A 21424-nucleotide genomic window follows, 5' to 3' on the forward strand; every position below is an offset into this window, starting at 1 on the left:
CATGGAGGCAACGCACTATGAAGCATCCGGCGGCGGTGCCTCCAGGTGTCCCGTCATGGCGTGCCACTCTGTTGCGAGCCGGCGGGTGGAGGCTGCGTCAGGCATGTGCAGCTTCTTTCGGATGTTGGCCCGGTGGGTGTCCACGGTCTTCACCCCCAGGTCGAGCTGACGGGCGATTTCATGCGTATCCAGGCCCTGGCCAAGGCAGCGGAAAACATCCAGTTCGCGGCCGGAGAGGGGAGTGAGGAAATCACGGGTGCCTCCGCCAGCATCCAACAGTGCCTTGATGACGATGTGTTGTCGGAACGTCCGGCTGACGTGGGGCTCATGCCGGGCGGCCTTTTTCAATGCGGAACAGAGGCTCCTGAGCGGATCGTCCTTCCGGGTGTATCCCACTGCACCCGCAGAGAGGGCAAGGGCGGCGTACAGAGGCTCCTCGTGGTGAGACACGATCAGAATGGCGACATCGGGATCCCGTCCTAGCATTTCCAGGAGGATGCCAGTGCCGTCTCCTTCAGGGAGGCAGGGGTCGAGCACCACCATGTGCGGCCGCTCCGTCTGGAAGACCTCCAGCGCGGTGGTCGCCGTCCCGGCCTCCCCGCAAACGGCAAAGCCGCTGAGCTGGCGGAGGATGGCCCGGACGCCGAAGCGGAAGATGGGATGGGCATCCACCAACAGCACCCGGCAAATGCTCCGAGAGTCAGGCGCAGGGATGCTGCCCGACTCCCACTCCGCAGGGGTAAGGATCTCTGCGGAGGAAGGGGGAGGCGAGGTCGGCTGTGCAGTCACTTCAGCACGGTGAGATTCCATGGCCCGAATGGTGAGGCGGGGCGTGCCGATCCTTTTTCCCTGAATCGTGCGTGGGATCGGTGCCGGAGCATGGATGTGATAAAGAGTACTGCCTCCTGACTGATTTCCCGCCGGGCACGTCTCTTCTCGTTAGTTGCGCCCTGCCGCCATCCGGTTGGCGGGCTTTTCCCCCAGCAGTTTCCACTCCCGGGCGAGCTTCACCATATCCTCCGCTGATTCCAGGGAGAGTTTGGTCTTGATGTGAGCCCGGTGGGTTTCGATGGTTTTCACACTCAGGCCCAGACGGTCAGCGATTTGTCGGGTGCCCAAGCCCTTGCCGAGCCAGTGGAACACTTCCATTTCGCGGTCGGAGAGTCCTTGAAGAGTGTAGCTTTCCTGGGGTTGGCCGTTGTTCTGTAGGAACTGCTGAATGAGATGCCGCTTAAGCCGGGGACTCAGATAGTAGTCCTGCCGCAAGGCATGCTCGATGGCATCCTCAAGCTGATCGAGAGAGTCATCCTTCCGCAGGTAACCACAGGCACCGGCCCGCAAGGCCCGGAGGCCATAGAAGGCTTCATCATGCATGGAGACGATGAGGATGGGGGTGCGGGGGGCTTCCGCCTTCATCATCTTTGTCAGTTCAATGCCATCTCGTCCGGGAAGGCTAATGTCCAGCAGGACGAGGTCCGGTTTCAGTTCCCGGAAGGCAGCCAGGGCAGTGGCAGCGTCTTCCGCCTCTCCACAGACCTCGGCCATGGCCATATCGCTGATCAATTCCCTGAGCCCAAACCGAAAGGCTGGGTGATCGTCCACCACCAGGATGCGAGACTTCGTCGGCGCGTTGATGACGGATTGGGGAGGTTCTAAAGATGTGTCTCCTGCCTTCATACCATCACATGGGAATCGCCGCTCCAGCCACTGGTGCGTGGACCACGCAGAAAAGAGGCAGAAGATAAGTCCTCCGGCTCGCCCTTGCAGCTGGAGCAAAGACAGCAGGAAGTGTGCTAGAGCGTGGGACGGACGGAGTGACGCAGAGAAAGAATGTCATGCAATGAGTATGGCCGCCACGTCATGAGCAGGCGGGATGAGATGGGACCGAAAATCGCCAATCCTGATCGGATGCTGGCAAGATGATTCATCACCCCCCCCTGATGGATGGCTCAGGGGAGACCTTGGGTGCTAATGCTCGACCGGCAACCGGAAACTGCCATAGTAGCAGGGTCATGCATCGAGTGTGATGACTTGTTGTGGATGTAGATGACGGCCCGTATCGCACGAGGGTGCAGTGCGGGCCGTCTATGCGTCTCTGGTGGTGGTGCCCAAGATTTTTGTGGAGGAGCTTGCCCTCGAACCGCCTGGGTTCATGAAACACTCCAGGGCCGGCATTTTGAAAGGCGGAACCCTTCCTTTGAATTGATTGCCGGATGTGTCTGAATGCCATCCTCGTCATGCGCTAGGGTGCCAGGAGGGTGGCCAGAGTGCGGGAAAGCTTTTTGAGAGCGAGTACGAGACGGGTCTTCACCGTGCCCAGGGGCAGGCTCAGGTGGCTGGCGATCTGTCTCTGGCTCATGCCTCGGAAGTAGGCCAGTTGCACGGCGTGGCGCTGATCCTCGGGCAGCCCGTCCAGGCCGGACTGCAGGAGATGATGCAGTTCATTGTGCCGGACCTGCCCGTCAACTGTGACCGTGCTGGCTTCCTCCCGATCACGACAGGACTCATAGTGGAGCGCCAGGTTTTGAGCCCGGGTAAGCACCCGGGTGGCATCCATGGCCCGGCGTTTCGCGATGGTGACGATCCAGCCGTAGGGCTGGCCTTTTTCAGGATTGTAATTTTGGGCCTGGAGCCAGATTTGCAGCAGACATTCCTGCACCACATCATCGCAATCTGCATTGGATGGGAGGACCTTCCGGGCTACGGCCTGGAGGTGGCTGCGGTACCGCCGGTGCAGTTCTTCCAGACAAAGTGGGCAGCGTCGCTGGCTGATCAAGCGGATGAGCTCCTGATCAGAGAATGAGGCAGGGTAGGAAGGGAGGTGGGAATCCACCTCATGAGAGGGGCTCGGGAGAGCGTCTTCCATCGCTAGAAGAGTCGAGAGTCTCGATGTAAGATAAAAGGCCTGGGCTGGCAGTGTCCTGCAAACCATCGCCGAGAGTCAGGGAATGCCCCGCTTCACGGCCGATCCTGCCACACACTCCGTTCCGGGGCCATGAAGAGACCCAGATCCCCGTCGCTGGCGACGTCCTCAGTGCGAGCCCACTCGAGAAGGGTGGAGACGAAGGAACCGAAAGACATGCCCATGCGCGCAGCCTCAGAGTCCACCCATACGGCGAGTTCGGCATCCAGCGCCACCTTGCGTACGCAGGTGTCGGTGGGAATGGGTTGAGGGGGAGAATGGACTGGGGACTGGGCGGCAGTGCCGAAGAGCGGATGGATGGATTGCATGAATGCAAAGATGGCTGGGCGTGAAATCCGCGGTGAGGGGGGAGACTGCGGCAGGAGTCTGAGCAGCACCATAACGCAGGGTCTGCTGACCTCTGAATGTTAAGTGCATCCCTGATCGATTTCTAGGGGTTCTTTCTTAGACTTTCGGTTAGCTGGTAGTTTCTTTCTCAGGCGCGCCCCAGAGGAAGCGCAGTCGCGATTGGTCAGAGACAGCCATTCGGGCACTGCGTCGAGGCAGCAATTACCCCAAGACGTTGCACAAGAATTGCTTGCGCCAGAGGCAAGGCGGACTATTTCCGAAACCGCTTCACCGACTCGACATGAGCAAATATTCCTCCGCCATCCGTCCCGTGCCGTCTCGTCATCGCGTTTCTGGGAAGCTGCTACGGGCAAAGAAGCTGGGATGTTCCCTGATGGTGATGGGATTATGGGGTGGGGCGCGTGCCTATGCACAACCGGACGCGGTGCCGGTGCCACCTTCTTCTGTGGAGCAGGGGCAGACCCCTCTGGAGGAGGCTTTCAGCGGCCGACCTCGTCGGGCGCAGGCGGCTCAGGCTGCGGTGGAGGCCCCGCCGGGGACGAAGTTTAGTCTGGACTTCCGCACCATGTATCTGGGGCGGCAGAACTACGACGGCTCCGAGACGGAGAGTCTGGCGACCGGGGGGTGGGCTGGGGTGAAGACCGACTACTTCCTCGACCATTTCTCCTTCGGTGCCACGGGGTACACCTCCCAGAAGCTGCATGGCGACGCTGACGAGGATGGCGCGCTCCTCTTGGGACGTGGTCAGCATGGTTACGAGGTGCTGGGGGAGCTCTATGCGGATGTGAAGATCGTTGAAGGGCTGAACCTCACAGTGGGGCGCAAGGAGTATGACACCCCCTTCATCAACCGGAACGACTCCCGGATGACTCCAAACACGTTTGAAGCCATCTCCCTGATGGGTGGCACCAAGATCGGAAACAAGGGGGCGTCCTTGCGATACGGACTGGGCTACGTGGACTCCATCAAGGAGCGAAACTCGGACGAGTTTGTCTCCATGTCGGTGGACGCGGGTGCCGAAGTCGAACGGGGCGTGATTGCGGCCGGGGGATTGTACAAGCAGGGGGGCTTCTCCCTTGGGGCGCTGGACTACTACTGCCCGGACATCGTGAACATCGGCTTCGCGGAGGCCAAAATGGAATTCAACATCCGGGAGGGATTCGCCCCGCGGCTGGCGGTGCAGTTCATTGATCAACGGAGTGTCGGGGATGATCTGCTGCTGAACCCTGGCGACAGTGGCCAGCAGTACGGCATCAAAGCCGAACTGCCAGTGGGGCAGGCGCTCTTCACCGCGGCGTACACGAACATCAGCGGTGAGATGGGCATGATGAGCCCCTGGGCTGGATATCCGGGCTACACCAGCGTGCAGGTGGAAGACTTTAACCGCGCAGGAGAAGCTGCCTGGATGCTGCGCGCCGCGTATGAGTTCAAGGAAATCCAAGGGCTCAGCACCTATGCGCTCTGGGTGCATGGCCTGGCGCCGGATGAGCCCGGGAAGCAGGCCCGGGATGAGTACAACTTCAACCTTCAGTGGAATGCACCGGATGGGGCGTTCAAGGGCCTCTCTCTGCGGCTGCGCTATGCGCTGGTGGACGAGCGAGCGGCGGCGACGGATGAACTTACGGATCTCCGACTGATCTGCAACTACGCAATCAGTTTCTGACGCAGCGGAAAGGCGGGTGGATTCGGGGCCCAAGGATCACAGCCCCTGGTCATCTGCTGGCCCGATCCTGACTAAGGGAAACCGGGGGCGGAGCGGCCAGGGGCTGGATTGGGGGTCAGAGATGCGTGAGGCTGCTTCTGGATGCAGCGATTTTCCCCACGCAAAATTGGGGTCGAATAAAAGAGAATTACGGGGCTGCAGCCTGAGCCTCGACGTTCACGGTGTTCATGGCCAGCTTGGTGAGCTTCTTGTCTGTGTCACCTTCCTCGTCCAGAGTGGTCTGCAGCACGCTGGCGGCAGCTGACTCGCCCAGGATTTCTGCGAAGGTTCGAGCCGTGCCATAGGCGGCAATTTCATAGTGCTCCACCCTCTGGGCGGCACCGATGAGCAGGGCATCCACCACCTCGGGAGTCCCTCCCTTGCTGATGAGGTCTGAGCCTTCAGCGATGAGGCCCTCCATGGCTTTGCACTTCTCCACCCGGGAGGTGGTCTCGCCCATGTCGGACAGGATCTTCTCCAACCGGTTCACATGTTCCTCGGTCTGGCTGAGGTGTTCTTCAAATCCCGCGGCGAGCTCTTCATTGGAGCTGGCTTTGGCCATCTTTGGCAGGGCCTTGGTCAGCTGGCGCTCAGCGCTGAGAAGGTCCTTGAGTTCATGCACGTAAGCGTCGTGAAGTGTTTCGAGTTTCATACATGGTGGCATCGCGGAGTTGGCAGAGGTCGGGGGTGACGGATGCACCCCTGATGGCAGGTTCAGGGATCACCATTTCCGTGAATGGGGTTCAAGGACTAATATATTCGACATCGAGGGGGCGGCCCATCGCGGCGAGACCTTCTGGGTGTGATGCACACGATGCGACATGCAACGCCGCACTCGGAGGAATGCGGCTCCGCTACGCCCTGGTGAATCCCGGGTCAGTCTTCGTGAGCCAACACCAGGGCTTCTGCAGGAGTGGAAACTGCCACCGCAAAGTCACCGCGCAGGATGCGCAGAGCGAGACGTTCCTCATTGATCTCCCGTGCCGTGCGTACTCCCAGACGACGGAGCACTGGCAGAGGTGGGCACCAGCCCTGCACCGCGTGTTGCAGCAGGAAGGCTCCCACAGCCAGGGTGAGCCAGCCCCAGCGGCGGTCTTCCACGATCGCCAGCGTGGCAGAGGCAAGTACGATCGTGGAGGCATTGGCCTCGAGCACGCGTTCGATGTCCCACTCCTGTTCCAGCACCAGGAGACGTTGTGTGATGGCATCCTTGTCACCTGCGGCCAGTTGGGTCAGGCGATCCTCCATCTTCCGGCGGATGCGAAGGTTCACCTCATCGGCTGTGTTGGCGGCCACGCGGTCATCGGTGGCAGGCGAGGAATAGCTGGAACGGATGGTATTGGCTGAATTCATCGTCAGTCGGGGTGAGGGGCAGGAGGGAGCCGTTAGGAGCTCCATTCCTGTACCTGGGTTTGATTTCCCGACTGAATCGACGCCCAACCGGATTCCCAACGCCTCCAATGCAGCAAACTGGCCTGTGACCAGCCGCCTGATGGGGAAATAGGGGAATCGCCCGACCTGCGTGGGACGGGATGGGGCCGATCTGTATGAAAAGACCCTGTCCCCACACCCATGAACGCCCTCCGCCCCTTCCTCCTGGTCTGCTCTGGTTGTTTCCTCGTGTTTGCTGCCACGGCATGCGACCGCAACAAAGAGCATGGGCCGCGGCAGGAAGGGCCGCCCACGCGGGATTACGACACGCCACGCGATACCGGATCCGATCCCACACGTCCGGCCACACCCATACCCCCGCAAGGCGGCAGTGCCACTCCGGAGGGCGCTCCTGCTCCGCCTGCTGTGCCGGGCGCGCCCGCTGCACCTGCTCCAGGGCCGCCGCCTGCGCCTACCCCGGCACCGAGCGCTCCTCCTGTGCCAAGTGCGCCAGCGCTGCCGCAGGCGCCGCCAGCGACCCCGCCTTCACAGGAATAGGCCGACTGGCTGGCACTTGTCCCACTTGAGCGAGGTCTTCACCTCTCCTCGTGGGCGTTGCCAGCGTGCGCCAAGGCGCAGGATTGTTCGTCCAGCTCATGCCACTCACGAGCCAGCTGAACGATCGACTCCGATGTGGGCATGCGCAGTTTGCTTTTGATATGCGCCCGATGGGTTTCAATGGTTTTGACGCTAAGCCCAAGTTGCATCGCGATCTGCCTGGTGCCCAGCCCTTTGGCGAGCCAGTGAAATACCTCCATCTCCCGGTCGGAGAGTCCTTGAATGCCCTGCTTGCCCTCTGGCTCCACCGTGGCGGTGTGCGAGAGCTTCGTGACGAGATGAGCGAGGAGCTTGGGGCTTACATAGTGGATTCTGCTCGCGGTATGGCGGATGGCATCAGCCAGTTGGGAGAGGGTATCGTCTTTGCGCAGGTATCCATAGGCCCCGGCCTTGAGGGCACGCAACCCGTAGAACAGCTCGTCATGCATGGTGAGGACCAGCACGGAGGTAAGTGGGCGTTCGGCGAGCATCATCTTTGTGACCTCGATACCGTCCCTGCCGGGCAGGCTGATATCCATCACCACCAGATCGGGCTGAAGATCACGAAATGAGTCCATGGCAGAGGCTGAATCAGCAGCCTCACCGCACACCTCGAATCCTTCGATGTCGTGCAACATTTCGACGACGCCAAGTCGAAAGCCCGGGTGATCATCCACCACCAGGACCCGTGAAGTGCGAGCGGACTTCTGAGCGGCAGCAGCGGGAAGAACGGAGGCAGGCATGACGCGATGAATCGCGGCAAATGTGCCTGCCGGGCGTATCGCAATCGCGGTGGGTAACTATCGCTGAGTTTGGTTTTTACCGCGAATTAATGCTGACAGAGCCTTAGTTTGCAGCGGAAACTCGCATGCTCCCGGCCGGGCAGTTGCTACCCGGCCAGGGCGAGAGGTCAGCTAGCGGTGCCCATAGCACTTGTAGACGCGGTGATGCCGGCCGTACCAGATGTGGACGTGGTGATGACGATGGCTGCCACAGAAGCGCTGCTCAATGCGTGGACGACGATGGTGATGGTGACCATGCCGGTGGCCGTGACGATGGCCGACGGTTTGAACCTCATGAGTGGCCTCACCATGGCGGTGATTGTGACCTTCACGTGCTGAGGCTGTGGTCGGCATCAAACTAGTGGCCAGGACCATGGTCGCTGCGGCAAGCATGGCGAAAAAGGGGCGGCTGGAGGGGGGCTTCATGTGCGTCAGGGGGGAGGGGTTTGGGGATGGAACGCGGTTCGCGGAGCAACGTCTGCTACCGGCACTGAATCTTTGATGGAATCAGATGAGTGTTTATTCATCTGAACTAAGATTCGTTTGGGAATCGTCCGCGCGCCCCAGGGAGGACGGGATCGTCACCTTCATGAAGAAGGGCGGGGTGATTGCTCACCCCGCCCTTCTATTGACATTGCTGATGCCTGCTCTCGTTTGTCTGAGAGGCCCCTCCGGGCTTGGTTCAAATAAATTACATGCGGCGCTTCCTTCTGAGCACCAGCATTCCCAGGGCGAGGGCCAGCATCGCGAAGCGCCCGGGCTCAGGGACGGCACTGAGGTAGACGGTCCCCGTGGTGCTGAAGAGATCGGTACGCCACACCAGCCCGAGAGTGGAGACGTCCACTCCGGTGAAGTTGAACGTGTAGCCGTTGTTGACGAAGGCGCTGTTGATCAGGGTCCAGTCGATGAGGTTGAAGCTGCTGCTGTCCGTGGGGGTAAACCCGGCATCCAGCGCGACATTGATGGTGCCGGTGAGTGTGAGTCCCGTCAGGCCATTGATGGCATCGTAGCCGGCAGTGGAGGCCCCGCGATCAGCCCCTTTGATGTCAAAGAAGAGGCCGCTGGTGGCGGTGGTGGTGAGGGCGCCATGGATGGTGGCCAGCCCGGTGGCACCGCCGCTGCCGATGACCAGGTTGCCAGAGGAGTCCACTCCATGACCGTTGATGGTGCCCAGAAGGTCCAGCGTGGCTCCGGAGGACACACTGACCTGGCTGCTGAGGGAGCCGTTGACGGCAATGGCCAGGGTGCCGCCCGTGACCTGGGTGCTCCCGGTGTAGGTGTTCACGCCAGACAGGGTGAGGATGCCTGCGGTGCTCTTGATAAGGGCCACTTGTGCGCTGGCACCATCCACGATGGTTCCGGCGTAGGTGCTGGTGCCCGTGACGGTAAGCGTGCTGGTTCCTGACGCTGCACTGTTGGTCACCACGGCCTGGCCGGTGCCGGCACGAGAGAGCCCGGTGATGGTTTCATTGTACCCGTTCAGGTCGTAGGTGCCGTTGCTGTTGGCGGTGGCGTCACCCAGCGCCACGGTGGTCCCGTTGGGGAGCACCTCAGAGGCCCCGTTTTTCAGGGTGCCTCCACCCTGCACCACCGTGTTGCCATTGTAGTTGTTGGTGGTGTTGGTGAGGGTGACCTGGGCGTTGGAGATGATGGTGTGGGAATTCGCATTCGTACCGGTGATGTTCCCCGTGATGAGGAAGGCCCCCTGCGAGAAGGTGAGCGGGCGGGCATTGTGGGTGAGGATGCCGCTGAGCGTGAGAAGGTGGCCGCTGGAGTTCTTGATGATGCCGCCGCCCACGCCAGAGACCGTGAAGTTGCGGGCCAGCGTTGCGTCCACCAGACCCGTGTAGTCCAGCGTGCCGGTGGTGGTCGCTGAGCCCAGGGTGATGGCAGCGGCACCGGTGCCCAGAGCCTGGGCGGTGCCAATAGCGGCAATGTTGCTGACGCGCAGGGTGCCATCCGTCACGGAGACGGCACCGGTGTAGGTGTTGTTTCCGTTGACCGTCCAGATGCCGGTGCCGCTCTTGGTGATGCCCACCACCTGGCTGGTATCGCTAATCACACCGTTGAGCTCGCCCTCCGCAGGGCCATCCAGCGAAAGGGTGCGGCCGGAGGTGGCGGTATTGGAGTCGATATTGCCGTTGATGATGAGCTTCCCGGCCTGGGCGTAGATCTTGGCCTGGCCGCCGCCGCCGTTGGTGAGGTGGATGACGCCGTTGATGGTGTTGGTGCCGGCCAGGTTGATGAGAGCGCCGAGGGTGGCGGTGCTGCCATCACTGCTGAGATTCCAAGAGTAGTTTGCTCCCAGAGTGAGGTTGCCTGAAGTGCCGTCAAGCACCACAGCGGGACGGGCGGCATTGGCCACGTTGATGGTCTTGTTCCCCAAGCCCAGGTTCTGATTCCCGGTGACGACGAGAGTGCCGTTGTTGACGTTCACGTCTCCGGTAAACGTATTGGCGGAGGTCAGGATGGTCTGGCCGGCTCCGGTATGAGCGAGGCTGCCGCTGCCAGTGATGATGCCGCTCACTCGCAAGATGGTCGAGGCTGCAGGTTGCAGACTCCCACTCCCATTCAAGATGATCTCACCCGTGACGGTGCCGAGCGTGCCGGTGGAGGTGCCCACCGCGCCGCCGTTGTAGAGTTCAATGATCTCTGAGATGCTGAGTTCTGCGATGTCGAGGAGAGCGGTGGAGTGGACTCGCGTGCGGTCGGCGAAGGAGTTGAGACCCAACCCGTTGACGTGGGCAAGTTTGAGCGTGCCGTCCAGGATGTTGGTGATGCCGGCGTACTGGTTGGAGGCGGCCAGGATCAGGGTGCCGAGACCGGACTTGGTGAGGCCGTTCTCGATGCTGCCAAGCAGGACACTGGAGAGAGTGAGCGTGTCGGTGGCCAGGTCTGTGCGGACAAGGAAGTCCCGGTCGTCACCACTCGCAAGTCCCAGACCGGTGCCGCCGCTGATCTCAGAGGCATTGCCGCCCGCCTTGAGGATGCTTTGCACCTCCAGGGTGGCTCCAGCCGCCAGGGTGATGTTGTTGTTTCCAGCAATCCGAAGGGTGTTGAGCGTCTCGCTCGTCTGGGCGGTGATGTGGCCGGTGCCGATGATCTGCAGGTCCTTGCCGGTGGCGGTGGTGTCCACCAGCACCTCTCCCAGGGTCGCGACATCGACCGTGAGCAGCGCATTGGCGGTGTTGGTATCTGGGGTGGTGTCCCCCAAGAGGGAATCGCCCACATAGTCAAGACCACGGAGGAATCCGGTGTTGTAGTCGATGGTGGCGAAGGAGTTGCCGTTGAAGTAGATGCCACTGTCGAACAGAACATCTGCGGGCAGGAAGAAGTCACTGAAGCTGTAGCGGTACACATCTGTGGCCGTTACGCCAGAGAAGGCAAAGTTCCCGGCGGCACCGATCTCGCGGGTCAAGGTGCCGTTGAGGGTGAAGAGGCTGTTGGTGCTGTTGTTGGACTTGCTCAGGGTAATGGTGCCGAGGCCGCCCTGGAAATGCACGCTGTTGGCGACGATGGTGGCAGCCACGGCTGCGCCCCCGTTGTTGTTGGCCAAGAGGTTGCTGGTACCGGTGAAGTAGAGATCTGTAGCGGACGGGAGTCCCTGGGCCTGGTTAATCCGCACATCCAGCGTACCTTGATTCAGATAGAGACCGCCGGAGAAGGTGTGGCCACCGACGGTATTGGTGGCGCTGCTGAAGACCAGCGTACCGGCGCCGGTTTTCACCAGGGCGATCTGGCGACCATTTGCGCCATCACGGATCCAGCTGCCGAAGGTGTTGCTACCGGAAGCGATGTTGACGGTGAGAGTGGTGATGCCAGGTGTGGACGAGTTGTCGGTGACCTGCACGAGAGCGGCGGGGTTCTGCGGAGCTGTGAATCCGCCGACGGTGACATCGTACCCGTTCAGGTCCACGGTGGTGGTCGAGCCAGCGGTGTACTGCAGGGCCAGGATGTTCGTGGCGGCCCCCAGGGCGGTGGCGCTGTTCAGCTTGAGCAGACCTGAGGAGATGGAGTTGGTGCCCACGTGGGTGTTGTTTCCTGAGAGCACCACCGTGCCGCCATTTCCGATGGTGATGCCGCGAGTCCCAGTGAGATTGCTGGCCACGGTCAACACGCCACCGCCGCCGCCAAAGAGGTAGCTGGTGCTGCTTACCGTGAGCGAGCCAGAAAAGGTGAGGTCAGAAAGGGCCCCAAGGCTGACAGCGCTGTAAGCGGAGAGATTGAGGTTCGAGGAAGTGTTGGTGCCGAGCGCAAGGACGAAGGCGTTGGTGGTGGTGGCCACACGTGTGTCCAGCAGTGCCTGATCAATGGCCAAACTAAAGCCAAGAACGGTGCCGGCTGACACAGTCACCACACCCGTGGTGGGAAGGGACGAGGCGTTGGAAAAGACGAGGGTGCCTCCGTTGAGCAGTGTGCCACCGGCGTAGGTGTTGGTACCGCTCAGCACCAGTTTGCCTGTGCCTGTCTTGGTGAGGCTGCCTGCGCCGTCTATCACCCCCTGCAGCAACAGGTTGGTGTTGAGGGCGGCGTCCACCACTGAGGCTGCGGTCAGGGTGATGCCCCCCGTCACCGTGGCGGTGCCAGTGGAGTTGGTGAGCTTGCCGCCCTGAAGGTCCAGGGATTCGCCCACGGTCTGACCTGCGAGGTCCAAAGTGGCGGCGGCCTTCACCACGGTCTGGTTACCGGAGCCAACTGCACCCAATCCAGTGGCATGCCCCAGGCGGACCAGACCCTGATCCAGCGTGGTGACGCCTGTGTAGGTGTTGGCTGAGGCGAGGATGAGCGTGCCGGCCTCTCCTTTGGTGAAGCCGCCAGTGCCTGAAATGATGTCGTCCACCGTGAGCTGGGAGTTCAGCGCGGTGTTGATGGCGCCCCCATTGTCGAGAGTGATGGTGCCTCCCAAGTAGTTCTCCAATCCGGACGTGACGGCCAGCTTGCCCCCGCGAACAAGGAGGTGGTTCTCTACGTCGTAGCCGGTGGTGTCGAGGGTGCCGTTCACCCCCACCTCAATGGCGGCGGTGCCGAAGGCGCTGTCGTAGCCGGCCTTGAGTGTGCCGCTGGAAACTAGGATGGAGCCGCTGAAGCCGCTGTTGCCGCCAGCCAGCGTGATCACGTTGCTGCCCTTCTGAACGATCGTGCCGCTGCCCTGGATCACATTGCTGATCGTCAAGTTCTGGCCGGGGGCGAGGAAAAACTCCAGCCGGCCCGAGGCGGCGATGGCGATGGCCCCGGTGCCGGGTTGCGTGATGCCGGTTGTGGCCCCATCACCCAGTTGCAGGGTGCCGTTGTTGAGGGAGATGCCTCCGCTGAAGGTGTAGTTGCCCGTGCCGGCAAAAATGAGAGTGCCGGTGCCATTTTTTGTGAGACCTCCCGTTCCTGCGAGGGCACCACTGCCAGCGAAGGTGTAGGTTTTGGTGCTGTTGTTGACGGTCGTGGAGATAGGAGTGAGCTCGGTGGTCAGGTTGACGGTCGTGTTCGTTGCCAGGTCATCAAAAAGCACGCTGTCCGTGCCAGCCGGACCCTGGAGGTAGGTGGTGGTGGAGCCAGCGGTGACGAGGGACCAGTTCGTGGTGGTATTCACATCCCAGTTGTTCCCTGCGAGACCGGTCCACCGGGGCACATCCACGCCGGTGATCTTGAGGTCGATCGTTTTGGCAGATGTGTTGTTGATGAGCTCAGCCAGGGTTCGGGCGGGGAGGCTGCCTAGGACGAGGTCTGTAAAGTTGCCCGTGATGGTGCTGTAGCTGAGAAGGCTGAACTGACCAAGGGAAAGGGCTGAACCGCTGAGGTCGATCTGTGAAAGGGCACCAATGGTGAAGGCCCCCACTTCCAGGACCGGAGCGCCGGTGGCGGGATTGGGCAGGGTGCCCAGATCGATGACGAGGGTGCCGCCATCCAGCGTGAGGGAGCTGGCGACCAGCGAGTCGCCTGCTGTGGTCAGGCCGACGGCGAGCCGGGCACCGGTGTTCACTGTGAAACCTCCGCCCCCGGCATGCTGAGTGGTCACCTGGAGGGTGCCCGCGTTGACCGTGGTGAGGCCGGAGTAGGTGTTGGCTGCAGTCAGCCAGACGGTTCCGTTGGTGTTCTTCACCAGATTGACTCCTGAACCCGCCAGCACTGCGCTCACCACACCGGATTGAACCTCGTACGAGGTGGCGGTGAGGGCGGCGGTGCTGCCGGTGTTGACAATGCTGCCGCCAGCGAGAACGACGGCGCCTACGTGGTTGTTGTGCCCGGAGATGTCCAGCGCACCTCCGTTGACCTGCACGGATCCCGTGGGGGAGAGGAGGTCGGCACCGTCCAGCAAGAGGATGCCCTCGTCGATCTGGGTGCCGCCGGTGTAACTCTGGACGCCGGTGATGGTCACCGTGCCGCTCGTGGTCTTGGTCAGCTTACCGCCGCCCAGTGAGGCTGCGATGGAGCCGCTCTGGGCGATGATGTCGGTGGCCGCGAGGGTGGAGGCGGCACCGGTGTTGACGATGCTTCCCGCCGTCAAGGTGAGGGTGCCCAAGGTATCGGTGAATCCGTTCAAGTCCAGGATGGCCCCGTTCACGGTGAAGGCATTGGTATCGCCAAAGACGTTGTTGGCCCCCAAGCGGATGGTGCCGCCGCGAGCCACGGTGCCCCCCGTGAGATTGACGGTGCCGGAGAGGGTGATGACGCCGGTGTCATCAGCTATACCGAGCTGGAGGACGTAGGCGCCGCCGGTCTCACCGATGGCACCTGCCAGGGTGCCGGTGCTTTGATAGGCGGTGATGAGCGCGTCTCCGCTGAGGGTGATGCTGCCGGCTACCGCAGCACCATTGGCAAGACGCAGGGCTCCCAGCTTGGTGGTTTCCTGACCCCAGCCGGTGCCGGAGAGATTGAAACTGTTGGCGTAGGTGCCGGTGGCGGTGAGGTAGGCCTGACCTGTGGGGTTGATCTTCTGGATGACGGCCGCAGTGGCCCCAAGAGACGTCGCCGTGCTGGCGTTCACCCGCACGCCCGTCACATTGAGCCCCTTGGTCATGATGTTGCTGGCCAGCAGGTTCAGTTCACCGGTGCCGATGACGGTGACGTTGCCGGCCCCCTGCAGGCGGGCACTGCCCAAGGTGAGGGTGTTGGATCCCAGGTTCCAGGTCTGGTCCACATCCGCCTTCAGACCGCCGATAGTGAGGCTGCGATGCCCGGTGGAGAGATCGATACCTCCTGCGCCCAGGGCGACGAAGTTGGCGACGGCAGTATTGTTGATGGTGATGAGAGAGGTCAAGGTCCCCTCTACGCGGAGCCCGAAGTAGGTGAGAGGAGCCCCGGTGCCGAAGTTGCCGGTTTGGGTGTAGATATCGCTGATGACAAAGGTATCCGCGCTGGTGGGCAGGACACCACCCGACCATGACGCTGCCTGCGAGATCTGGGTGTTGTTGTCAGCTTTATAGACGTCTGCGGCGGGTGTGCTTCCGATGGGAAGAAACGACAGGATGGGCAGGGCGGCAAGGACCAGGGGGCGGGGCAGCAATGACATGACGCTGGGAGCAGGAGGGGGAGAGGGGAGCTGGCCAGTCCTTCCCGGGCAGGGTCAGTGACGGTTTCAGGAAACTGAATTAGCAGGCGCGGGCCGTTCCGTGCAGGATCCGGCGGATGGTGCCGCTTATTGATCGAGGTACTTGAAGTAAACCACGCGGTACTTCACCACGGGCTGGGGCGGATTGTAGGCGTCTTCGAGAGAACTCGCGGTGTAATTGATGGTGCCCAGGGCTGACTTGGTGTAGGCATCCATGCCCACCGGTTCGGGACCGTCAAACTTGGGATAGGTGCCGGTGGCATCCAGATCGAGCCGTTCCCCATCGCCGCTCCGCTTCAGAGGTGGGGAACCGGGCAGCTGGAAGAGAGTGTCGGTGGTGCCGTCTGCCGTGGTGATCTTGGAGGTCTGCGTGGCGATACGGTCCCACTTGCCCACGTTGCTGGTGTGGCCGTTTCCTGGAACTCCATCGCGACCGGGCCAGATGTAACGCTCCACGAGGGCGTAGAAGCGCTTCTCACCCGTGACGCGGTCACCGCTCTCAAAGGTGCCGTTGTCCGTGTTGCGAGGAAGTTTCTTCACCGTCTGAGCAACTCCCCAGACGCCGAAGGTGTTCGTGCGTGTGGTAAGAACGCCAGCCATATTGCGGAGCAGTGATTCCTTGCCCCACCGCGTGGCAGCGGTCCCATCGTAGCCGGGGACGTTGGCCAGTTCTCCCACGTAGTCAAAGACCTGGCTGTCTGACTGGTAGCTGTCGATTCCGTCCACGAGTGAGGTGACCTGTGAATCTGAGCGAAGGTGCTTGAACACGGCTTCCAGCGGGAGCTTGCGGGCGGGAGGATTGAACCAGTCGTTCTTCGGGTAGATGCGGGAGTTCAAGTTCACCTGCCCGGCGGTGGAACTCATGTAGGAGGCCGTGGAAAAGCTGTCGGGCAGTTTCTGGTCTATCTTCCACTGGTCATGCGCCATGGGGTAGGTCGCGCCGAAGAGATCAAGCAGCAGCCAGTCCGGCGGAGTGTTGGTGGAGGCATTCGCGCTGAGATCGACCGTCTGCCACGGAGTGCCGCTGCGCATGCCGGTGTGCAGGAGGGACCAGTAGCCGGGGGAGGCGACACGGCTGGTCTGCTCGTACTCGTCGGGGCGGTCGTAGGGTTCCTCACCAATCAACGCGTCCTCGGGGGTGCGCTGCACATAGCGGAACTTGCTCTTCTCCGAGGAACCTTCGTCAGGCTCACCGACATTGACCTTGCCGGGCGTGCCGATGGCACCTTCCTGGCCGGGGCCAGTCATGACCCACTTGGTGACATCGTGGCTCAGATTGGGATCGGCTATCTGCCAGGACACGACCTGTGGGGTCGTGGTGTTGGTGAGGTCCACCACATAGCTGGCCTGGAGCGTGTCGTTCTGGGTGAGGCCGAGCGGGATCATCTGCCGGGGGCGGTTGTTCGCTCCGGTGATGCCCTGTCCGGGACGCCACTTGACGGTGAACTGTGCCTTCCCCTGGGTAAGGGATTTGTCAAAGATGACTGGATCCCAGATGTTGGTCTTTTGCGTCGCGTTGAGGTTGGGGATGTCGTTGTCAAAGCGGGCTACGGTGTCACTCTTGCCACCGGTGGCGTTGGCGTCGTTGCGCTGCCACTGGCTCACGTAGAATTCCGGGCTCTTTACCACCACGCGGTTGGGCACCGCGGCCCCCGCCCAAACGGCACCTGCTGGGCCGATGAGGGTGCCTGCCGCGGGATAGGTGGCAAGGAGGTTCATGAAATCATTCTGCCACTGTTTGTCTGCGCGGGTGTCGTTGCCGTCCGTGGGGCCAAACTGCTGTGCTGCCGTCTTGCCGCCGCCGCGGACGTTGAGCTGGAAGTAGTCCATCCGCGTAGGGAAATAACTCAGGTCCAGCACCGGACCCATCGGGTGCATGTAATACTCCACTTCGTACCAGTATTTGATGTAGCGGGAGTTGGCGGTGAGGGTGCCGGTTTTGGGTGCAGGCGTGGCCTCGCTGGCCTGGGCGAAGAGACGCACCTCAGTGATGTGCGGGCCGGGCGTCTGGGGCAGCATGAGCACGACCTTGTTGGTGGTGGGGTCTTTGAGCCTCCAGTAGAAGCGTTCCGGGGCGTACCCGCTCAATTCCGAGGCATTGGGGAAGAAGATCACGCTTGTGCTGCGCATGCCCCAGGCATTGCTGAAATTCCCTAGGTTCTTCGCGATCTGGGTGGTGCTCATGCGGGCCTGCTGCAGGATGTTGAGGGCAATCTGGTAGGCGCCTACTTCACCATATTTCTCCACGAAGCTCCGGTTGTAGCCGGGCCACTTTCTGCGGAAGTACTCTACCAGCATGCGGATCTGGTTCCGGTTCACCATGTTGGCCTGATCCGAGACATAGCCGCTGGGGCCGGTGATGTCCGCACTGGCGCCGAAGAAGCCGAGGAGTGAATTCAGATGCAGGATCTGATTGTCCTCCAAACGCCCGGATTCCAACGTGCCATCGACAAGGTCTCCCTCTACGCCTTTCGGGATGACGACGCCGTTGTTGGAAGAAGGGTCGTAGATGAAAGGCAGCTGAAAGTTGGGCCCTGCCTCCAGTGAAAGCGGCACATAACTGGTGAAGAGGCGCGAGCGGCCAAAGGCGTTGAACTCCGGGCTGCGATTGTAGAAAGTGAGATTGAACTTGTTGGCTTCATACCACGCGTCAGGATCAGCTACGCTGATAAAGTCTTTGATGGCTTCAGGGTATCTGGCGAAGCCGTTGAGAAAGGAGTGCGCGAGCAGTTTCTCGTGATTCAGGTCAGCGGCATTGCTGAAGAGCACATCCAGATTCACGGACTGTGGCTTGCCCAATGCCCACTGGGCAGGCTGGCCATTGGCGGTGGTGGCGGTGCCGCCACGGGTGAACACGGGCGGCATGAAGCCCGCAGCCACCTGGGTGTCGTAGTGAGAGTCCGCTCCCGTGGCGGGCTTGCCCATGGCGGTATTAAAGTTGAGGCGGGTGCTCTCATCATCGATCCAGAAGGCATATCGGCCGGTAATGCGATTGTCGTCGGCCGAGGCGCGGGAGGGGTCCTGGAGCAGGTTAACCCATTTAACCCGCATTTCCGGGCGAGCGGAACTTCCGTTCGCAGCAGGCACAATGGCTGGCGACTTTCTCCCCGGCAGAGGTTTGTTGAGATCCACAGATTCTGCATCACGCAGGACTCCGGGTGCGGGGGCGGTGGTGACTTCTCCGGTGTGAAGCGGGATGTACTTTGGGCCGGTGTTCTCCCTCAAGATGGTAAGGCGACCGGGATTGGTGACCCAGTTCTCTCCGGGGGCAGTGTCCGGTCCCTCGGAAAGCCGAGCCGGTTCAGGAATGTTGGTCCGCAGCAGATCAATCGCATGCGCGACGGCTCCCTGGGCGACGAGCTTGGTCCGTTGTGATTCCTCATAAGCACTGGCAGCCTGCCTTTCCGTCGTCATCGTCGAAAGGAATCCGACCACGAGGATGGTCAGCACCCCGACAATAAAAAGGGTCATGATGAGGGCAGCCCCCGACGGGTGTCGGTGGGCTAGTTTGAGAGATGGCCGGGAATGCATGGCTCAGAGTGGACGGTGTCGTCGCAAAAGGGAGGTGATGAAGAAAAGATATTTCATAGAACTAACCAGACGCGGCCCGCCATGAGCAGGTGAGGCGTGCTGGTCAGAGCAGGGCGCGACACAGCTTCCGGTCTGCGGCAAAGGGCGGCAGGCGGCCTGGCAGTGCACACCCCTGTCCCGGTCAGGCGACCAGAACTTAAAGGGGAAATGAGTTAGGCGGGATCAACAGCCCGGGTGGGGCCCGGAGACAATGCTGGGAGGGGAAGGGAGCATGTATTAGCGATGGGTCCGTGGCCTTCTCATCCTCGAGATCGGTCCACTGGAAGATACTGATTCCATCCGCTGTCTGGATAGGGAAAGACCGTGCAGCCGATTGGAAACTGCAAAGTACACTAGTTCAGTGTGAATTGATCTTACGTCCCGGGTTTGGTTTGTCTAGAGGAATCAACAGATTTTTTAATTCTGACTGTCCAAGTGTACATTTGAATTTATATCGAAAAATCTTTACCGGTTGAGGTCACGACATAAATTGAATGCACGGGCGGAACTGAATTGGCCCGTGTACCTCCTGGAGGAAAGCTTCGCTGAGCCGTCAACGGCAGGCGTTTCCTGCTGGCTTCTGGTTGCCGGTGGCAGCGGACGATGCCGCAGCTTCAGACTGGCGGGACGGATTCCCGCTGCGCTCTGCCTTTAGGCGACTGGCATCTCGACCCCCTGACGGATCGTTTGACTCAACGAACCAAGTAGCCCTGCAACCGAGGATGAATCAGGCCTGCGGTAAGCCGGAAATGGTCCATGAGTCAAAAACTCTGGCTTTTCAGGTGGACAACTCAAGTTTGCCACCTAGGTTCAATGCACACTGAATCAGTGTGCATTTGTTGGCGGCATTGATTCTGTGGACCCATCCAGATAGCGGAAGGTAATCACGACATCACGATACACTGATCTCCAAGCGAGAAGGGCATCGGGCCTCCCTGACTCTTTTCACCCATGATCCTTCCAGTCTCCTGACAGCATCTGCTCGCAACAACCACGCCTTGATGCGGAAGGGCAAAGAGGGGCCTGGGCATTCCCGAGAGGGCTGACCGGTCCATATTGGCCATTCCGCTATTGACGCCGCCAGGCCCGATGAGGCGAGGCGCGCGTGTCGGGAGACGTTGCTGGCAGTGGTCTGATGCCGACGCAGGAGCCGGTGGATCTTTGAAATAACTTCATCATGTCAAGTTTCCCCACTGTCAGCAAGCCCGCACCTGTCGTGCAGATTCAGGAGCTGCGTCCGCCCGAGGACAATCCCTGGCACGTCCGCCAAGTGCCGACCCAGGCAACGCAGCCTTCACCTGAGCCCGATAATCTGACTGGGGTACCTGCCGCACCCGCACCGACGACACCGCCGACACCGCCGACACCGCCGATTGGGGGCTCTTCATTGCCTGCCGCCTCCCTGCCAGCCTCACCAGTGGTTGCGAGTTACTGGCGCCGGTTGGGTGGGGGTTCGCTTTTGCTGAGCCTTGGCATCCATGCCGCGTTGCTGACTCTCGCAGCTTTTGTGGTCAGCACGTTGGTGACGGAGCGCAAGGTGGACTTCCTCCCTGGAGGTGGCAGCAAGCAAGGTCAGGAAGCCACCCGTGAGTTGGCGCATCAGGTGCAGGCCAAAAGATACAATCATCTGCAGAATCCGCTGCCGCGTCAGCGCCTGGTCAGCACCAGTGACCGGGCTTCGATAGCGCTTCCAGACCTGCCTCTGGAGGCGCTGGAGATGCCGGATTCAGGTGAGTTTCTGGGCACGCAGTCCATGAAGGCAGGTGGCTTCGGCTCTCTGGGAAAAGGGGGGGATCGGGCGTGGGCATGGGCATTGGCTCAGCCAGGGGAGTCAGCTTCTTCGGCTTCAGCACGCCGCTCGATCGCGTGGCTTTCATCCTGGACTTCTCGAACTCGATGAAAGTCTCCCAAATGGATCTGGTGGTGGCGGAGATGGGCAAGACGCTTTCCAAACTCCCGCCTCGATCCCAGTACCAAGTGATTCTCTTTGCGGGTGGGGCCCGGTTTGCTGGCAGTCGCTGGAAGATCGACCAGCAGCGGGGTGACCAGCGGGTTACCTATGCTGTTCATCGGAGCCGGACGAAGTACCGCTTCTTCTCACCCAATGGCGTGGCCAGCGACTGGGCCTTCGAAGGGAAGGATGAGGAACTGCCATCCGACGACTGGATCGACTCCTCGCCTTTGCACACCCGGGAAACGATGAAGGACCTGGAGGGCAAGGATCGGTGGTTCGGCACGGATTGGCGCTGGCCCTTCAAGATCGCGCTGAACATGAACCCTGCGCCGAAGACCATCATCTTCATGACCGACGGCACGGGTGGCGCGGACGTGGATCTTATTCTGGGCTACAACAAAGAGAAGAAGGCCCACGCCAGCATCAACACCTTCCTGATGCACACCAGTGCGGGTGCCCCGGCCATGCAGCGTCTGGCGCATGAGACGGGCGGCCGATTTCACATCGTCTTCAATGACGGCACTCCGCTGGATGGGGCTGCGTACTTTGCTGATCGGGGCAAGTATGACCAGATGTTGCGGGAGAAGGACTCGCCCGCTACCACGGCGGGGTTGTCCGCCAAGAAGTGAGGGGA

Annotated in this window: 14 protein-coding genes; 5 read left to right on the forward strand and 9 right to left on the reverse strand. The window is 61.2% G+C overall.

What is annotated here, in order from left to right; genetic code table 11:
* Positions 1-15: 15 nt before the first annotated feature.
* The 4 genes from BV106_RS19980 to BV106_RS19995 form a co-directional block, all read right to left on the reverse strand.
* Positions 16-810 carry a response regulator transcription factor gene (locus BV106_RS19980; protein ID WP_038167511.1) on the reverse strand — a complete coding sequence of 265 codons (795 nt, stop codon included), beginning with the start codon at positions 808-810 and terminating at the stop codon, positions 16-18.
* Positions 811-939: 129 nt separating this feature from the next.
* Positions 940-1677 (reverse strand): response regulator transcription factor, encoded by a 738-nt coding sequence (locus tag BV106_RS19985; protein WP_051946088.1) that lies wholly within the window; start codon positions 1675-1677, stop codon positions 940-942.
* A gap of 565 nt (positions 1678-2242) precedes the next feature.
* Positions 2243-2866 (reverse strand): sigma-70 family RNA polymerase sigma factor, encoded by a 624-nt coding sequence (locus tag BV106_RS19990; RefSeq protein WP_038167513.1) that lies wholly within the window; start codon positions 2864-2866, stop codon positions 2243-2245.
* 92 nt (positions 2867-2958) lie between these two features.
* Entirely contained in the window at positions 2959-3231 is a 273-nt protein-coding gene (locus BV106_RS19995; RefSeq protein ID WP_265595879.1) for a hypothetical protein, read from the reverse strand.
* A gap of 320 nt (positions 3232-3551) precedes the next feature.
* On the opposite strand from BV106_RS19995, the gene BV106_RS20000 reads away from it, so the two are divergent.
* Positions 3552-4934, forward strand: a complete 1383-nt coding sequence (locus BV106_RS20000) for an OprD family outer membrane porin (RefSeq protein ID WP_038167518.1) — start codon at positions 3552-3554, stop codon at positions 4932-4934.
* Positions 4935-5121: 187 nt separating this feature from the next.
* Here the strand turns inward: BV106_RS20000 and BV106_RS20005 are convergent, their stop codons facing one another.
* Complete coding sequence (locus BV106_RS20005; protein WP_038167520.1) at positions 5122-5625, reverse strand: ferritin-like domain-containing protein; 504 nt, start codon at positions 5623-5625, stop codon at positions 5122-5124.
* A 224-nt stretch (positions 5626-5849) separates the two neighbouring features.
* A complete protein-coding gene (locus tag BV106_RS20010; protein WP_051946089.1) occupies positions 5850-6326 on the reverse strand; it encodes a DUF2892 domain-containing protein in 477 nt (158 codons plus the stop codon).
* A 219-nt stretch (positions 6327-6545) separates the two neighbouring features.
* Here BV106_RS20010 and BV106_RS37430 point away from each other — a divergent pair, with 219 nt between their 5' ends.
* Positions 6546-6902, forward strand: coding sequence for a hypothetical protein (locus BV106_RS37430; RefSeq protein ID WP_081891983.1), 357 nt, complete (start codon positions 6546-6548; stop codon positions 6900-6902).
* Positions 6903-6940: 38 nt separating this feature from the next.
* Here the strand turns inward: BV106_RS37430 and BV106_RS20015 are convergent, their stop codons facing one another.
* On the reverse strand, positions 6941-7684 hold the full coding sequence (locus tag BV106_RS20015; RefSeq protein WP_051946090.1) for a response regulator transcription factor: 744 nt from the start codon (positions 7682-7684) through the stop codon (positions 6941-6943).
* Positions 7685-7888: 204 nt separating this feature from the next.
* On the opposite strand from BV106_RS20015, the gene BV106_RS38695 reads away from it, so the two are divergent.
* Positions 7889-8062, forward strand: a complete 174-nt coding sequence (locus BV106_RS38695) for a hypothetical protein (protein WP_265595880.1) — start codon at positions 7889-7891, stop codon at positions 8060-8062.
* A 352-nt stretch (positions 8063-8414) separates the two neighbouring features.
* On the opposite strand, the gene BV106_RS20020 is transcribed toward BV106_RS38695, so the two are convergent.
* Positions 8415-15227, reverse strand: coding sequence for an autotransporter-associated beta strand repeat-containing protein (locus tag BV106_RS20020; protein ID WP_038167521.1), 6813 nt, complete (start codon positions 15225-15227; stop codon positions 8415-8417).
* Positions 15228-15353: 126 nt separating this feature from the next.
* A complete protein-coding gene (locus BV106_RS20025) occupies positions 15354-18737 on the reverse strand; it encodes a hypothetical protein (RefSeq protein ID WP_038167524.1) in 3384 nt (1127 codons plus the stop codon).
* A gap of 1276 nt (positions 18738-20013) precedes the next feature.
* Between BV106_RS20025 and BV106_RS38700 the strand changes: the two genes are divergently transcribed.
* Together BV106_RS38700 and BV106_RS20035 are read left to right on the forward strand one after the other, a co-directional pair.
* A complete protein-coding gene (locus tag BV106_RS38700) occupies positions 20014-20736 on the forward strand; it encodes a hypothetical protein (protein ID WP_265595881.1) in 723 nt (240 codons plus the stop codon).
* The gene (locus BV106_RS20035) at positions 20733-21419 is read left to right on the forward strand and encodes a hypothetical protein (RefSeq protein ID WP_038167527.1); all 687 of its coding nucleotides are present in this window, start codon (positions 20733-20735) and stop codon (positions 21417-21419) included. Before BV106_RS38700 ends, BV106_RS20035 begins: the two co-directional genes overlap by 4 nt.
* Positions 21420-21424: the final 5 nt, after the last annotated feature.

The organism is Verrucomicrobium sp. BvORR106, assembly GCF_000739655.1.
In the GTDB taxonomy this organism is placed as follows: domain Bacteria; phylum Verrucomicrobiota; class Verrucomicrobiia; order Verrucomicrobiales; family Verrucomicrobiaceae; genus Verrucomicrobium.

Bases quoted from the DNA above. Each gene is read 5' to 3' on its own strand.
- BV106_RS19980 (WP_038167511.1), bottom strand. From the start codon at position 810: ATGGAATCTCACCGTGCTGAAGTGACTGCACAGCCGACCTCGCCTCCC.
- BV106_RS19985 (WP_051946088.1), bottom strand. From the start codon at position 1,677: ATGAAGGCAGGAGACACATCTTTAGAACCTCCCCAATCCGTCATCAAC.
- BV106_RS19990 (WP_038167513.1), bottom strand. From the start codon at position 2,866: ATGGAAGACGCTCTCCCGAGCCCCTCTCATGAGGTGGATTCCCACCTC.
- BV106_RS19995 (WP_265595879.1), bottom strand. From the start codon at position 3,231: ATGCAATCCATCCATCCGCTCTTCGGCACTGCCGCCCAGTCCCCAGTC.
- BV106_RS20000 (WP_038167518.1), top strand. From the start codon at position 3,552: ATGAGCAAATATTCCTCCGCCATCCGTCCCGTGCCGTCTCGTCATCGC.
- BV106_RS20005 (WP_038167520.1), bottom strand. From the start codon at position 5,625: ATGAAACTCGAAACACTTCACGACGCTTACGTGCATGAACTCAAGGAC.
- BV106_RS20010 (WP_051946089.1), bottom strand. From the start codon at position 6,326: ATGAATTCAGCCAATACCATCCGTTCCAGCTATTCCTCGCCTGCCACC.
- BV106_RS37430 (WP_081891983.1), top strand. From the start codon at position 6,546: ATGAACGCCCTCCGCCCCTTCCTCCTGGTCTGCTCTGGTTGTTTCCTC.
- BV106_RS20015 (WP_051946090.1), bottom strand. From the start codon at position 7,684: ATGCCTGCCTCCGTTCTTCCCGCTGCTGCCGCTCAGAAGTCCGCTCGC.
- BV106_RS38695 (WP_265595880.1), top strand. From the start codon at position 7,889: ATGCCGGCCGTACCAGATGTGGACGTGGTGATGACGATGGCTGCCACA.
- BV106_RS20020 (WP_038167521.1), bottom strand. From the start codon at position 15,227: ATGTCATTGCTGCCCCGCCCCCTGGTCCTTGCCGCCCTGCCCATCCTG.
- BV106_RS20025 (WP_038167524.1), bottom strand. From the start codon at position 18,737: ATGACCCTTTTTATTGTCGGGGTGCTGACCATCCTCGTGGTCGGATTC.
- BV106_RS38700 (WP_265595881.1), top strand. From the start codon at position 20,014: ATGTCAAGTTTCCCCACTGTCAGCAAGCCCGCACCTGTCGTGCAGATT.
- BV106_RS20035 (WP_038167527.1), top strand. From the start codon at position 20,733: ATGAAAGTCTCCCAAATGGATCTGGTGGTGGCGGAGATGGGCAAGACG.